The following is a 14,649-nucleotide window of genomic DNA, read 5'->3' on the forward strand; positions in this document are numbered from 1 at the left end:
TTTAACCAAATTTGGCCGCTTGTTTTTTCCACTTTTTCTCTAAATTTAACATTTCCAACATAACTTTTAACATTGATGATTTCTTTTCTATTTCAGGGTGTTACAATAACAACTTTACTACTCGATTCCCTCCTCCCGATAAAGGAAAAATCATGCCGACTCAGAATTTACTGACAGCTAAAGATGAACGTATTGCGATTGTATCTGGGCTTAGAACGCCATTTGCTCGCCAAGACACAGGCTTTAAAGATGCGTATGCCACCAGCCTTGGTACAATGGTGACCAATGAATTACTTAGCCGTACCTCCATTGAACGAAATGAAATTGAGCAACTGGTTTTTGGTCAAGTCATCCAACAACCTGATATTCCCAATCCTGCTCGAGAAATTGCAATCGCATTAAATATGTCTCATATGCAATCTTATAGTATTAGTAGTTCTTGTTTATCTGGCTTACAGGCAATCGCCAATGTAGCGGGTAGTATTGTAAGCGGTTCGATTTCTGCGGGAATAGCAGGAGGTGCCGACTCCATTTCAAACGCACCATTAAGTATTAGCCCACGTGTTATCTATAATTTCAAATCTATTTTTGCAGCGGAGACACTGGACGAAAAATATCGTCGTTTTCGCCAATTCTCTTGGCGTGATTTCAAACCACATAGTGTAAACCTGAAAGATTTCACCACCCAAATGTCAGTGGCAGAAGTTTCAGAACAAATGGCACAACAATACAATATTAGCCGATCGGATCAAGATGAATACGCTCGCCTTTCCAACCGAAAAGCTGCCGATGCGTGGAAAATCGGTTTGTTAAAAGAAGAAGTGATGCCTTCTTTCCCTAGCCCGTATAAGGACTTTGTCGTTTCTGACACGCTGATATCTGCGGCTACTCGTTCACGTTATTACCAACGTTTCTCCCCTATTGTCAATAAAGAGTATGCCACCGTAACAGAAGCGAATATGCCACAACCTGTAGATGGTGCGGCTGCGGTATTACTGATGAATGAAAGTAAAGCAAAAGCACTTGGGCTTGCACCGCTTGGCTATATTCGTAGTTATTCAATTACAGGTAATGATATTTGGCAAGATATGTTTGCAGGTGCAACCATTGCGAGTGCGCAAGCGCTCGACCGTGCAGAACTGCAATTACAAGATATGAGCTTTATTGATATTCATGAATCATCCGCCAGCCAAATGCTCGCTAATATTCAATTTTTTGAATCCAATGAATTTGCAAAAAAATATCTAAACCGCACCGCTTGTTTGGGCAAAATTGATGTAGATAAATTGAATCATTTAGGGGGTTCTATTGCATTTGGCAACCCACGTGCGGTCACCAGTTTGCGTACGATTATCCAATCACTTTATGCCCTAAAACGTCAAGGTGGCGGATTAGCGTTGGTTGCGTCCAGTGGTTTAGGTGGCTTAGGTGCTGCAATGGTTTTAGAAAGCGAATAAGGAATTGAGGATGATTGAACAACAAGCACAAACACCTGCATTTCAAGTAGAAATTGATGAAAATCGTATTGCGATTATTCGTATTCAAACCACCGATCAAGATGCCAACTGGCTACCTGAAACTTTTGTGAGTGAACTGCGTAGCGTAATTGGTAGTGTGATCTATCAACAAGCACGTGGCGTCATTTTCACTTCTGCGCGCACTCGTAATTTTATTCAGGGCTTCAAACCTAGTCTGTTAAAAGCGCAATCTCCTGAACAGCTCAAAGCCTTTTCGCAAGAAGCACAAGCTGTGATGCGAGAAATTAACACGCTCAAAATGCCTGTTATTGCTGCTATTGACGGTAATTGTTTCGGAATTGGTTTAGAGCTTGCCTTAGCCTGTGATTACCGTGTCGCAAGCGATGAAAACTATACACAATTTGCAATGCCACAAGTTCGTTCTGGTTTATTGCCATTTGCTGGTGGAACACAACGTTTACCACGTTTAATCGGCTTGCAAAACGCTACTCCACTTTTACTGTTTGGTAACAAAATTACTGCAGAACAAGCACATAAGTTTGCATTAATTGATAAATTAGTGCCAGCCGCTCGTCTTTTTGATACGGCTTATCAGCTGTTGTTGAATAATAAAGTGCAAAAAATTGATCATAAACGACCGCTTACCTTATTCAAAAAGCTTCGCAAACAGTTAGAAGGCAATACGCTCTTCCGTAATAAATTTTTAGATCGTACTGAAAATTTGGTGTGGCTAAAAACCTTTGGTAACTACCCTGCGGTCGCTCGCTTAATTGAATTGCTAAAAGAACCGCATTTCAAAGCAGGCTTAACATTAGAACAAGCTGCATTTGCAGAGCTATTCCATACTGAAACTTCTAAAGTGCTAATCGAGTTGAAAAAAACTGAGCGTGCGATGAAAAATAAATATCGCATTCGTGGTAATGTACGCGATGTGTCTCAAGTGAGCGTGCTTGGCTCAGGCTATATGGGCGCAGGAATCGCCTATTTAACTGCAAATAATGCGCAAATTCCTGTTCGTATTAAAGATATTCATCCATCTGAAATTCGTAAAGCATTACGTACGAGTTTTGAACTGATGCAAAAAGCCGTAGATACAAAGCGACTAAATCACGGTGAAATGATCCAACGGATGAATTTGATCACGGGTGGCGAACGCTTAGTTGCTGCAAAATCAACTGATTTTATTATTGAAGCGGTCTATGAAGATCTCAAACTTAAACAACGTATGTTGCAAGAAAGCGAGCAGTATTATGACGAACACGCTATTTTCGCAACCAATACTTCTACTTTTGCGATTAAAGATATCGCCTCTGTAGCACAACGCCCTGAAAATGTGATTGGTTTCCACTATTTTAGCCCTGTGGTAAAACAAAAAATGGTCGAAATCATTCCGCATGAAACGACTTGTGAACACACTATCGCTACCGCAATCCATTTTGCGATTCAGCAAGGCAAAGTACCATTATTAGTGGCAGATAAACAAGGATTCTTTATCAATCGAATCCTAACCCCACTTTTACTAGAAGCAATTCAATGTTTGATTGATGGTGAAGCAATTGAATTTATCGACCGCTCATTACAAGAATTTGGCTTCCAATTAGGCCCACTGGCGATGATTGATGAAATGGGGCTAGATGTGATTGCAAAATCAAACCCTGCGCTGGTACGTGAGTTAGGACAGCGTTTTATGTTGCCTGAAAGGGTTGATTTGTTGATCCGCAATGAACGCAAAGGTTGTAAAAATAAACGTGGTTTCTATATGTATGATCGTTTCGGTGAACGTCTACAAGAAGATAAAAGTATCTATCATGTAATGGAAACTATTGCGCATAATGATCTTGAATCAGAACAAATCGCTCGCCGTTGTATTTTACGTATGATCAACGAAGCTGCATGGTGCTTACAAGACAATGTGATTCAATCAATCGACGAGGGTAATGTTGCCTCAGTACTCGGTGCAGGATTCCCTGAATTTAGAGGTGGGATTTACGCTTATATAGAGAAAATCGGTGCGAAAAAAATTGTTAAACAGCTACTCCTACATTCAAAATTATATGGTGCACGCTTTGAGCCATGTGAATGGTTAGTACAACAAGCAGAACAAGTTTAATTTATACAAAAAGGAGATAGCCAATGAAAAAATCAACCATTGCACTTTCAGTGGTTGCCGTATTAGCAGCAATCACCACGGGTGGCGCCTATTACACAGGCAATCAAATTGAACAACGTTACCCTGAACTGATTGCAAAAGCTAATACGGGTTTAAAAGTATTAAATGCCTATGATGTCAATGCACAAATTGAGGAAATAAAACTTACTAAAGGGTTATTTAGCTCAGATGTGGAATATGATTTAAAAGTGCAAACCAAAGAGCAAACTTTCACGCTAAAAGGTCATGATAAACTTTATCATGGTCCATTACCGCTCAATCGCTTAATCAAAGGCAATTTAGCACCTATGTTATTAAGCGCTGAAACGCAAATTTCGACACTTGATGAAAAAGTGAAAGCTTACTTTACCGATAGCAATGTGCTTTCAGCAACCACTCATACCAGTTATCGTGGTGATGTGTTAGGTAATGTTACGATTAACCCATTTAAATCGAAAACGATCGAAGCCTCAAAAATTTATTTTGAAGGCGACTACACTGGCTTAGGTAAACAAAAGCTACAAACAGACTCGCTTAAATTACAAAATGGTAACGAGACGATTGCGCTAACAGGTTTAAATTACCAAGCTAATTACCAAACCAATCAAAATTACCCTGCAATAAAAGGCCTTGGCGATTATCAATTTGCACTGAAAAAACTCACCATTACCTCTGAGAATTGCCCTATTTTCAATTTAAATGAACTACGTTCTAAAGGTAACAGCAACATTGCCAACGACCGTGTGCTTAGTAGCACCGATTTAACCTTTAAAATGGACGGTAACAACGGTAGCGCAAATGCAAAACTTGGCCAAATGCATTTTGATATGCAGGCAGATCTGGATGCCAAATCGTTTAATGAATTCATGGTGTTATCTGAAAATTTTGATGAAAAAAATCCAGAATTTGAGCAACAACTTCATACTGCTTTAACTCGCTTGCTGACCCAATCTGCTCAGTTAAAAGTGAAGGAATTATCACTAGAAAATAGTAAAGGGAAAAATCGTTTTGCGCTCAACTTAGATTTGAATAAGTTTGATATTGCACAGGTTTCACAATTAAGCTCAGTCGAACAAGTGCTGAAAATCTTTAAGCCCTCTAGTCTAAATTTAGATTTAAATTTAGCCACAACTGAAGAGTTTATCGCAAAATGGTTAACGATTGTGCCAGACCAAAATTATTTGGGTAACCCTGAAGAAAATGCCAAAAGAATTGTGCAACAACTTGCGTCCATTGCAAAACAATCTCAACTTGCTAGCGTAGATGCGGAAAATGTGAAACTGGCATTAAATATTGAGAATGGAAAAGTCAATTTAAATGGCAGAACACTTTCTGAATCTGAACTACAAATGATACTTTGGGCACTTGTACTCAGTATAAGTGGTTTAGTCAGATAAGTCATAAATACAAGCGGTCTATTTTGCTGGGAATTTTGCAAATTCCTTTCAAAAATAGACCGCTTGTTTATAAATCTAACAACCAGAAATTAAATCGCTTTTAATACGTTTACCATTTCGATTGCGCCTAATGCACATTCTGAGCCTTTGTTACCCGCTTTAGTACCCGCACGCTCAATTGCTTGTTCAATGTTTTCTGTAGTTAATACACCGAAAATCACTGGAATACCTGTTTCTAACGCAACTGCACCAATACCTTTTGCTGCTTCATTACATACATAATCATAGTGCGTTGTTGAACCACGAATTACAGTACCTAAACAGATTACTGCATCATACTTACCGCTGGTTGCCATTTTTTTCGCAACGAGTGGAATTTCAAATGCACCAGGTACCCACACTGTATCGATCTGATGTTCATCCGCACCGTGACGCACTAATGTATCAATTGCACCGCTTAATAATTTATCGTTGATAAAATCGTTAAAACGTGCCGTTACGATACCGAATTTTAAACCTGTTGCAACTAAGTTGCCTGTAATTTTTGCCATTTTTTTGTCCTCTGAAATTATGCAAAATTGCTTGAAAATTTGACCGCTTGTGAGCGGTAGGGACACGATGCTTCGTGTCCTTATTATTCATCATATGGACGCCAAGCGTGGCGTCCCTACTCATTATTCCACTAAAAATTAAACATATGTCCCATTTTTACCTGTTTTACTTTTAGGTAATCAATGTCGTTTTTATTTGGTTCTACAATAATTGGCTCACGTGCAATAATATTTAAGCCCTGCTCTTTTAAGCCATCAATTTTAGCGGGATTGTTGGTTAATAAGCGGATAGATTTCACGCCCAACATTTGGAACATTTGTGCACCAATATAATATTCACGCTCATCTTCTTTGAAGCCTAATGCCACATTTGCTTCTACTGTATCCATACCTTTATCTTGTAATTCATAAGCACGTAACTTATTAATTAAACCAATACCACGTCCTTCTTGGCGTAAATAGAGAATCACCCCCCTGCCTTCTTTCTCAATTTGGGTCATCGCTGCCGCAAATTGCTGACCGCAGTCACAGCGCTGAGAACCGAAAGCATCGCCTGTTAAACATTCTGAATGAATACGCGCTAGCACTCGTTCGCCGTCGGTTAAATCACCTTTGACTAATGCAACGTGTTCTTTACCAGAAATCACTTCCACAAAGCTATGCGCCATAAATTCACCATATTTGGTTGGCATTTTTACCACAGAAATTTGTTTCACTAAGCTATCGTGCTTACGGCGATATTCTTGTAATTGCTGAATAGTGATAAATGGCATATTGTGCTCAATCGCAAATTTTTGCAAATCTGGCATAGTCATCATCGAGCCATCTTCTGCCATAATTTCACAACATAAACCTGCGTGTTTTAAACCTGCAAGGCGAGCTAAATCCACCGTTGCTTCAGTGTGGCCATTACGCACTAATACCCCACCGTCTTTTGCAACTAACGGGAACATATGACCAGGGCGACGGAAATCGCTTGCTTTCGCATTGTCTTCAACTAATTTTAGTGCAGTTAAAGAACGCTCAAAAGCAGAAATCCCCGTGCCTGTTTCGATATGATCAATCGCAACCGTAAATGCAGTTTCATGGTTGTCAGTATTTTTCGCCACCATGGGATGAAGCTCTAATTTTTCTGCAATTTCACGAGAAATTGGCATACAGATCAAGCCTTTACCGTAAGTTGCCATAAAATTGATATTTTCTGGTGTAGCAAATTCTGCTGCACAAATAAAATCGCCTTCATTTTCACGATCTGCATCATCAGTCACCAAAATAATCTGACCTTGACGAATCGCTTCAATTGCTTCTTCTACTTTTGAAAATTGGAAATTACTCATTTTATTTTCCTAGAATATAAATTATGTTGATTGGCAAGACTCTACAAATAGTCTTTAAAATCCTGCTTGTTTTAAAAAGTCGAAACTTAACTTGCTTTGTGGCTTACTCGCTGGCTTTTTGAGCAAAAATTGTTCGATGTATTTGCCGACAATATCGTTTTCTAAATTTACTGTACTACCGATATTTTTTGCACCTAAATTCGTTTCTTTAATGGTATGAGGAATAATCGAAACACGGAAACTATCTTCTGTGGTATCCACAACAGTTAAGCTAATGCCATCAATAGTAATTGAGCCTTTTTCGATAATATAGCGCATTAATTTTGGTGCAGTTTTAATACGATACCAAGTTGAGTTATGTGCTGGAATAATTTCGGTAATTTCACCTGTGCCATCAATATGACCTGATACAATATGCCCACCAAAACGTCCGTTTGCTGCCATTGCTCGCTCTAGATTCACTGGGCTATTTGACTTTAGTTCGCCTAATGAAGTACGTTTTAAAGTTTCTGACATGACATCTGCAGTAAATTGATTACTCGAAAAAGAGGTAACCGTTAAACAGACGCCATTTACCGCAATGCTATCGCCTAAATGCACATCTTGTAATACTTTGTTTGCATTAATAGTGACGACTGCAAATTCGCCCTGTTTATGAATTTGAGCAATTTTGCCAACTTCTTCAATAATACCTGTGAACATTTTGTTTTTCCTATCGTTAAATGACTTCATAATCCAACAAAATATCTTCGCCAATTAATTCGGTTGATTTCAGTTGTAATTTGACCGCCTGTGCAATTTGTTGAATCCCTTCGCCACCAATGGGCGTTTTTGCTTGTTTACCACCGACTAGCTTTGGTGCGATATAGCAATGTACTCGATTCACAATACCATTTTGCAACGCACTGAAATTTAAATTTGCCCCTCCTTCCAGTAGGAGGCTATCAATTTGCATTTCCCCAAGCTTTTGCAAAAGATCTTGCAAATCTACCCGCTTATTAGCTGCTTTACAGACTAATACCTCTACCCCAAGCGGTCGGAATTGCGCAATTTTTTGCAAATCATCACTGACTGTGGCAATAATGGTGCGATAAGTTTTTGCGGTTTGTACAAGTTGGCAATCCAAAGGGGTACGCAACTGGCTATCACACACAATACGAACAGGCTGTTTAGCGTTTGGCATTCGGCTATTTAGCATCGGATTGTCCGCTAATACAGTGTCCACCCCTACCATAATTGCACTGTATTGATGACGCGTTTCTTGCACTTTTGCGCGCGCTAATTCACCAGTGATCCATTTTGATTCACCTGTACTGGTTGCTATTTTACCGTCGGCGGTCATCGCGTATTTCATCAACACATATGGGCGTTTGGTTTGAATATAGTGGAAAAATATCGGATTCAGCGCATCACATTCCGTTTTTAGTAAACCTTCCACTACTTCCACGCCTGCTTGGCGCAATTGCGTTGCGCCTTTACCAGCTACCAGTGGATTAGGATCACTTGAGCCAATCACGACTTTTTTAATGCCTCGCTCAATCAATAAATCTGAACAAGGAGGGGTGCGCCCGTGATGACAACAAGGTTCAAGTGTTACATAAGCGGTCGCACCAGTAAGATCTTCCTTACAGTGCAAAATCGCATTACGCTCTGCATGCCAGCCACCCAGCTTTTCATGATAGCCTTCAGCAACGATTTCACCGTTTTTAACGATCACACAGCCAACCAGCGGATTAGGATTTGTCCAGCCTAAACCTTGTTTTGCTAAAGCAATCGCTCGGCGCATATAGTCTAAATCAGTCATATATTTAATTGGGATTTTCAAGGCAGGAATGAGAAGGGTAAGCACACAACATTTCGTGCCTATTTCCCTTCCCTAAAAGTCAAAAAGCCTTGAAATCTTTCGATCTCAAGGCTTGTAAAAAAGATAGGAAAAACCACCGCTTACACGGTTATTTCATCTTCTTCCATCCAGACTATACTGTCGGTACTGGAATTTCACCAGTTCCTGCCAAACCGTTTCCGTTCAGCTCGCGGACTTTACCGCCGATCGGGAATTTCACCCTGCCCTGAAGATTATTAAAAAATTGTTACAAATTTTGCGACTTTTGATTGTCAATGTCAAGTAGCAATTAATGTTTAGCTAATGCCATAGACAACAGAGTAATTGGGTGTAAACAAGTTACATTACTCGACATATCAATCTGCCATTTACAGGTTTCACATTCTGAAATCACATAGTCGAAGCCACCTTCATTGATATGCTCAAATAAAGTACGTCCAATCGCTTGTGAAGTTTCATAGTTTTCTGCTTTAAAACCGTAAGTACCTGCGATACCACAACATTGTGAAGGTAACATCACTACTTCTAATTCTGGAATTTGTTTTAACAAGTCCAAAGTATAAGGCGCCCAACCTGCTTTTTCTACATGGCAAGCAGTGTGATATGCCACCCGTAACCGCATCGGTTTAAGCGGTAATTTTTTGCCTGATTTTTGCAATTTATACAAATAGCGAGTCACAATATCAATATGCGATTTCACTTTGGTGTTCGGCATACCAAGTACATGACTATACTCTTCTTTAATATTAGCCGTACAACTTGAAGAAGTACCAATCACTTCTAGCTGTTTATCAACAGTCTTTTCAAGATATTTGAGATTAAACTCCGCTTGTTTTTTGGCTCGTTCAGGAAAACCATTGACCATTAGTGGCAATCCGCAACATTTTTCTTTTTCAAGTAACACCACACCAATATCTAGCGCATTCATCACATCAATAACTTCTTTACCTAATTGCGGATTATTGTAGTTCACATAACAACCGTGATAATAAGCAACTTGTTGTTTGAATTGTGCTTGGCGTTTAGCTTCTTTTTTCATATACCAGTTACGGAACGAACCAAACGAATATTTCGGTAAGGTTCGATGTTGGCTGACTTTCAAAGTTTTCTCTAACAAGAAACGCGTTGCTTTTAAACCTGTGATCGTATTAACAATTGGTGCAAATGGCGTATTGAGCGTTCCCATAATATCGGTATTACTTAACACCGCATCACGCAATTTATGGACAAGCGGTTTATTTTGACGCTCAACATGACGATTTCTTGCACGTACGATAATATCGCCAATTTTCACATCTGATGGACAGGCAATTTCACAGCGCTTGCAGTTGGTGCAATATTTCAATGCCTCATCATAGAAATCAGGGCTTTTTAAACGTAAACGTTCACCATCAGGGCCCGACTGTTTCGGACCTGGGTAAAACGGATTATTGCGTGAAACAGGACAAACAGCGGTACAAGCGGTGCATTTTAAACAGCTTTCAAAACTTGGATCAAAATGTTGATGAACCACAGGAGATTGTGCATTGTGTCGTGCGTTTTCAATCAATTGCTGAATATTCATTTTGCACCTCCTATTTGTTCTGCAACGGTTAATGCGGTTACAATCGAAACACCTGAACCACAGCCTTGCTCAATACCTTGAAAACCACCAATTACATTACCAATCGCATATAAATTTGGCACAACAGCACCCTTTTTTTGTACTTGGCAAGCCGAGTTAATCACTACTCCCGCTGATTGATAAGGCTGAGGCGCTGCAAAGCGGTTGTTTGTCCAACTGAAGCGGTCGGAATAATCAAAATTTTTACTACCGCAAATATCTAAATCAAACACTGGCTCTTTTACATGCTCAAACTCCGCCACCAGCCCATTACTAAAGAAACTACCTGAAGCTAGCACAAAATGATCGGCACTAATTGGCTCCTCTTGGTGTGAGCTGGTAAAAATACGTGCGACCTTATCACCTTCAAATTCAGCTTTAACCGCACGGTCACCATTCATCATCATTCCGCCTAATTGTTCAAAACGCAGACGCAATTGACGATGCTGACGAATACCTAACAAAGACGGTGGCAACGTTGGTAATTCGAATAACATTAGTCCTGTTGCCTGTTGCAAACTGTTGAAAAAATCTTGATTGTCTAAACCAAAACAAGCGGGTAAAAATACCGCTTTAGCGCTACCTGCAGCTTGTTGAATTTCTTCTACCAAATCTTCAAACGACAATTTATGTTCCAGCAGTTGAGCAATATTCACACTACGGAACTCGCGTGAGTTTTGGCGTAGATAATCCAATTCAGGAATATTTAGATAACCGATTGTAAATTCGTAATCTGTGAATTGACTATGCTGTTTTAGGTTTTCGACCAATAATTGCGGTTGGAAATCGTGATAGCCTTCAATACCTAAAATTGCTATCTGTTTTTCCACTAACGAACTTAAACTTTCAACCGTTGGCACGCTATTTGGCGATAACCAAGTTGCACGAATGCCACCAAGCGGTGTGATTCGATCGTGATTTTGCAGTGTAGAACCTTCTAGATCTAAGTTAAGTGATTGAGCTAATTGCTCGAATTGTTGTGCTTTCGCAATCACTTGTTGTTTCCCTACAATGCTATAGGGATGTTCAGGTGCTTGTTCTGCCAATATATCTAACGCTTGGTAAACATGTTGGATTTTTTGACCGCTTGGTAAACGAGAAAGCAAATCCATTGAGCCAGAAGAAAAATCAATCGCTGCTTGTCCGTTATTAATAATCGCACAGCGTTTGCCTTGTTGTTGGAGCGCAATTCCACAAGTTAAACCTGCTAAGCCGCCACCAATAATCACCACATCAAAATTCATTGCTATTCACTCCTTGATCTTCTGCTCTTGACACATCATTCAAGCCAAGCAAGCTATAGTAAATCCAGCTAGTAAATTCAGCTTCTCGCATCGCATCGCCCCATGCAATCGGCTGAATACCACGCCAACGTTCTTCCATAAATGAAGCTAATTGAGTGGTGGATTCTTTCGGGGTAGCGACTTTGAATCGGCTCATCAACCCTGCGGCACGGCAAGCACAAAGCTCTGCTTGGCAAGTTCCCATACCAACACGGGTGCGGCGGCGTAAATCGACTAAATTACTGACATTCAACTCATCAACAGCATAACGCACTTCGCCCGCTGTCACAGCTTCGCATTCGCAGACTAAAGTTTTATCTAAACGCTCGCTTTCAAGCAAACGCAATGCTCTTGAACCATGACGATATACCGCAGAATGGCGAATCGTATTCGGCAATGAAATTATTTTTTTACTGGTTTCTTCACGACTTTCATTTGAACCTGGTAAAGGACGTTCAGCGGTACTACACAAGCGGTCAGATTTATTCAATTTTTTGCAAACTAAATCGGTCGCCCATTCCGCCATTAAACGGTAAGTCATTAATTTACCGCCCGTAATCGTGATAAAACCGTCTAATCCATCACGTTCAGCATGATCGAGCAATACAATGCCACGACTCACATTACGACCAGACGGGTCATCATCTGTTGCCACCAAAGGACGAACACCTGCGTAAGCACGCAATACACGGGTGTGACGTAAACTTGGTGCAAGTTTTTCCCCTTCACGGAATAAAATATCTACTTCTTCAGGGGTCACCACCATATTATCGATTTGATCATAAGGAATGCGGTCAGAGGTAGTTCCGATCACACAAATAGTATCACCTGGCACCAAAATATCGGCATCAGCTGGCTTACGGCAACGGTTGATCACCATATTGTTAATTCTATGCCCCATAACCAATAATGCACCTTTAGCTGGGAACATTCGAATTTGAAGATCAGCATATTCAGCAATACCCTGCCCCCAAATACCACCCGCATTGACTACCACAGGGGCAAAAAATTGGCGATTGACTTGATTGCGATGATCGAACACATTCACCCCAATCACAGTACTACCTTCACGAATCAGACCTTTGACCTCACAGTAGGTAAAGATCTTCGCACCATTTTCGGTAGCATCTAACATATTGGAAGCGGTTAAACGAAATGGGTCTATAGAACCATCTGGCACCACTACCGCACCAACAAGTTCAGGGTTTACTGATGGTTCCATATATTTTGCAAGATCTGGCTCAATTTCAACCGCTTCTATCCCAGATGCTGTACAAGCTTGGATAAAGTTTTTCTGGTAATTAAGATCGTCTTCGGGAAGCGTGATAAAAAGCCCTTTGGTGTCATCTACACAATGACGAGCGATTTGTTTTAAGATTAGATTTTCTTTAATGCACTCTTCTGCTGACTCTCGATCATTAACCGCATAACGTGCACCACTATGCAATAAGCCATGGTTACGACCTGTCGCGCCAGTGGCAATATCTCTACGTTCTAACAATACGCATTTTAAGCCTCTTAGCGCACAGTCTCTGGCGATCCCAGCACCTGTGGCACCGCCACCAATAATAATGACATCAGTGCTTATTGGCGAAAAATCAGCAACATTTTGATACATCTGAGGTGAAATGTTCATACTCGACCTCTCCCACATTTGAAATGAAATAAAACGAAACAATAAAAACAAAGTTATTGTATAAAAATGAGCGTTTTTGAACAAGAGAATGAGCATAAAAGAAATCAAAAATGTGAATGACATCACAAATTGTTTAAATTTGTTAAATTCTTTGTGGAATAGATCACAAATTCAGACAAATCTGCTTTTCTATTCATTTGGTTCCGCTATGCTGTGCGCGGTTTTGTTGATAAATAAACATCAACAAACGCTAAGCTAATCAAGGAGAAAATAATGAAACTAAAAACATTAGCAATGAGCTTACTTGCAACTGCGGTTTTAGTTGGCTGTAGCGCACAACAATCAACTAAAGCAACGGTTCAATCAGACAAATTAATCATTGCACATCGTGGGGCAAGTGGTTATCTACCAGAACATACATTGGAATCTAAAGCACTCGCTTTTGCTCAACAAGCGGATTATTTAGAACAAGATCTTGCAATGACAAAGGACAATCGTTTAATTGTAATTCATGACCACTTTTTAGATGGCTTAACCGATGTAGCAAAAAAATTCCCAAAACGTGCACGTAAAGATGGGCGTTTCTATGTTGCAGATTTCACGTTAAAAGAAATCCAAACCCTTGAAATGACTGAAAATTTCAAAACCGAAAATGGTCAACAAGTACAAGTTTATCCAAACCGTTTCCCTATCTGGAAATCTCATTTCAAAATTCATACCTTTGAAGACGAACTTGAATTTATTCAAGGCTTAGAAAAATCAACGGGTAAGAAAATTGGTATTTACCCAGAAATTAAAGCACCATGGCTTCACCACCAAGAAGGTAAAGATATCGCTTTAGAAACACTTAAAGTACTGAAAAAATATGGCTACGATCAAAAATCAGATCTAGTTTATTTACAAACCTTTGATTTTAATGAATTAAAACGCATTAAAACCGAATTGTTACCAAAACTCGGTATGGATATAAAGCTAGTACAGTTAGTAGCATACACCGATTGGCATGAAACCGAAGAAAAAGACGCGTCTGGCAAATGGGTTAATTACAACTATGACTGGATGTTTAAAGACGGTGCAATGGCAGAAGTGGCTAAATATGCCGATGGCGTAGGTCCTGGCTGGTATATGTTAGTGGACGATAAAAATTCAAAATTAGGTGATATTAAATATACGCCAATGGTGAAAGATATTGCCAAAACCAAAATGGAATTACATCCGTACACAGTACGTAAAGATGCACTTCCAGAATTTTTTAGCGATGTCAATCAAATGTACGATGCACTATTAAATAAAGCTGGCGCAACAGGTGTATTTACCGACTTCCCAGACACTGGCGTTCAATTTCTTAAAGCAACAAAATAAGCTTTTTTGA

The 14,649-nt window shown here is 39.8% G+C and carries 11 protein-coding genes and 1 riboswitch; of the genes, 4 read left to right on the top strand and 7 right to left on the bottom strand.

Annotated features, from left to right (window positions below; all coding sequences use genetic code 11):
• Positions 1-152: 152 nt before the first annotated feature.
• Genes F8M47_RS01220 through F8M47_RS01230 form a run of 3 tightly spaced genes read left to right on the top strand, consistent with a single transcriptional unit; the run spans position 153 to position 5,024 of the window.
• Positions 153-1,457 carry an acetyl-CoA C-acyltransferase gene (locus F8M47_RS01220; protein ID WP_150538402.1) on the top strand — a complete coding sequence of 435 codons (1,305 nt, stop codon included), beginning with the start codon at positions 153-155 and terminating at the stop codon, positions 1,455-1,457.
• Positions 1,458-1,467: 10 nt separating this feature from the next.
• Entirely contained in the window at positions 1,468-3,588 is a 2,121-nt protein-coding gene (locus tag F8M47_RS01225; RefSeq protein WP_150538403.1) for a 3-hydroxyacyl-CoA dehydrogenase NAD-binding domain-containing protein, read from the top strand.
• Positions 3,589-3,611: 23 nt separating this feature from the next.
• Entirely contained in the window at positions 3,612-5,024 is a 1,413-nt protein-coding gene (locus tag F8M47_RS01230; protein WP_150538404.1) for a YdgA family protein, read from the top strand.
• Between the two features lie 89 nt (positions 5,025-5,113).
• Here the strand turns inward: F8M47_RS01230 and ribH are convergent, their stop codons facing one another.
• From ribH to glpA, 7 genes are all read right to left on the bottom strand, one after another.
• Positions 5,114-5,575 (bottom strand): 6,7-dimethyl-8-ribityllumazine synthase, encoded by a 462-nt coding sequence (gene ribH / locus F8M47_RS01235; RefSeq protein WP_150538405.1) that lies wholly within the window; start codon positions 5,573-5,575, stop codon positions 5,114-5,116.
• 131 nt (positions 5,576-5,706) lie between these two features.
• Positions 5,707-6,912 carry a bifunctional 3,4-dihydroxy-2-butanone-4-phosphate synthase/GTP cyclohydrolase II gene (locus tag F8M47_RS01240; protein WP_150538406.1) on the bottom strand — a complete coding sequence of 402 codons (1,206 nt, stop codon included), beginning with the start codon at positions 6,910-6,912 and terminating at the stop codon, positions 5,707-5,709.
• Positions 6,913-6,966: 54 nt separating this feature from the next.
• Entirely contained in the window at positions 6,967-7,614 is a 648-nt protein-coding gene (ribE, locus tag F8M47_RS01245) for a riboflavin synthase (protein WP_150538407.1), read from the bottom strand.
• Positions 7,615-7,630: 16 nt separating this feature from the next.
• Positions 7,631-8,716 (bottom strand): bifunctional diaminohydroxyphosphoribosylaminopyrimidine deaminase/5-amino-6-(5-phosphoribosylamino)uracil reductase RibD, encoded by a 1,086-nt coding sequence (ribD, locus tag F8M47_RS01250; RefSeq protein ID WP_150538445.1) that lies wholly within the window; start codon positions 8,714-8,716, stop codon positions 7,631-7,633.
• Positions 8,717-8,867: 151 nt separating this feature from the next.
• Positions 8,868-8,993, bottom strand: a riboswitch (FMN riboswitch).
• Positions 8,994-9,044: 51 nt separating this feature from the next.
• On the bottom strand, positions 9,045-10,319 hold the full coding sequence (glpC, locus tag F8M47_RS01255) for an anaerobic glycerol-3-phosphate dehydrogenase subunit GlpC (protein ID WP_150538408.1): 1,275 nt from the start codon (positions 10,317-10,319) through the stop codon (positions 9,045-9,047).
• On the bottom strand, positions 10,316-11,602 hold the full coding sequence (gene glpB / locus F8M47_RS01260) for a glycerol-3-phosphate dehydrogenase subunit GlpB (protein ID WP_150538409.1): 1,287 nt from the start codon (positions 11,600-11,602) through the stop codon (positions 10,316-10,318). Before glpB ends, glpC begins: the two co-directional genes overlap by 4 nt.
• Positions 11,592-13,277 carry an anaerobic glycerol-3-phosphate dehydrogenase subunit A gene (gene glpA / locus F8M47_RS01265; RefSeq protein WP_150538410.1) on the bottom strand — a complete coding sequence of 562 codons (1,686 nt, stop codon included), beginning with the start codon at positions 13,275-13,277 and terminating at the stop codon, positions 11,592-11,594. Before glpA ends, glpB begins: the two co-directional genes overlap by 11 nt.
• A 273-nt stretch (positions 13,278-13,550) precedes the next feature.
• On the opposite strand from glpA, the gene glpQ reads away from it, so the two are divergent.
• Complete coding sequence (glpQ, locus tag F8M47_RS01270; protein ID WP_150538411.1) at positions 13,551-14,639, top strand: glycerophosphodiester phosphodiesterase; 1,089 nt, start codon at positions 13,551-13,553, stop codon at positions 14,637-14,639.
• Positions 14,640-14,649 lie beyond the last annotated feature (10 nt).

Origin of the sequence: Actinobacillus vicugnae, assembly GCF_901687125.1 — a bacterium.
Taxonomy (GTDB): domain Bacteria; phylum Pseudomonadota; class Gammaproteobacteria; order Enterobacterales; family Pasteurellaceae; genus Actinobacillus; species Actinobacillus vicugnae.

Excerpts from the sequence above, each read along its gene's own strand:
- F8M47_RS01240 (WP_150538406.1), bottom strand. The coding sequence starts at position 6,912 with ATGAGTAATTTCCAATTTTCAAAAGTAGAAGAAGCAATTGAAGCGATT.
- glpC (WP_150538408.1), bottom strand. The coding sequence starts at position 10,319 with ATGAATATTCAGCAATTGATTGAAAACGCACGACACAATGCACAATCT.
- glpA (WP_150538410.1), bottom strand. The coding sequence starts at position 13,277 with ATGAACATTTCACCTCAGATGTATCAAAATGTTGCTGATTTTTCGCCA.
- ribH (WP_150538405.1), bottom strand. The coding sequence starts at position 5,575 with ATGGCAAAAATTACAGGCAACTTAGTTGCAACAGGTTTAAAATTCGGT.
- ribE (WP_150538407.1), bottom strand. The coding sequence starts at position 7,614 with ATGTTCACAGGTATTATTGAAGAAGTTGGCAAAATTGCTCAAATTCAT.
- glpB (WP_150538409.1), bottom strand. The coding sequence starts at position 11,602 with ATGAATTTTGATGTGGTGATTATTGGTGGCGGCTTAGCAGGTTTAACT.
- ribD (WP_150538445.1), bottom strand. The coding sequence starts at position 8,716 with ATGACTGATTTAGACTATATGCGCCGAGCGATTGCTTTAGCAAAACAA.
- F8M47_RS01230 (WP_150538404.1), top strand. The coding sequence starts at position 3,612 with ATGAAAAAATCAACCATTGCACTTTCAGTGGTTGCCGTATTAGCAGCA.
- glpQ (WP_150538411.1), top strand. The coding sequence starts at position 13,551 with ATGAAACTAAAAACATTAGCAATGAGCTTACTTGCAACTGCGGTTTTA.
- F8M47_RS01220 (WP_150538402.1), top strand. The coding sequence starts at position 153 with ATGCCGACTCAGAATTTACTGACAGCTAAAGATGAACGTATTGCGATT.
- F8M47_RS01225 (WP_150538403.1), top strand. The coding sequence starts at position 1,468 with ATGATTGAACAACAAGCACAAACACCTGCATTTCAAGTAGAAATTGAT.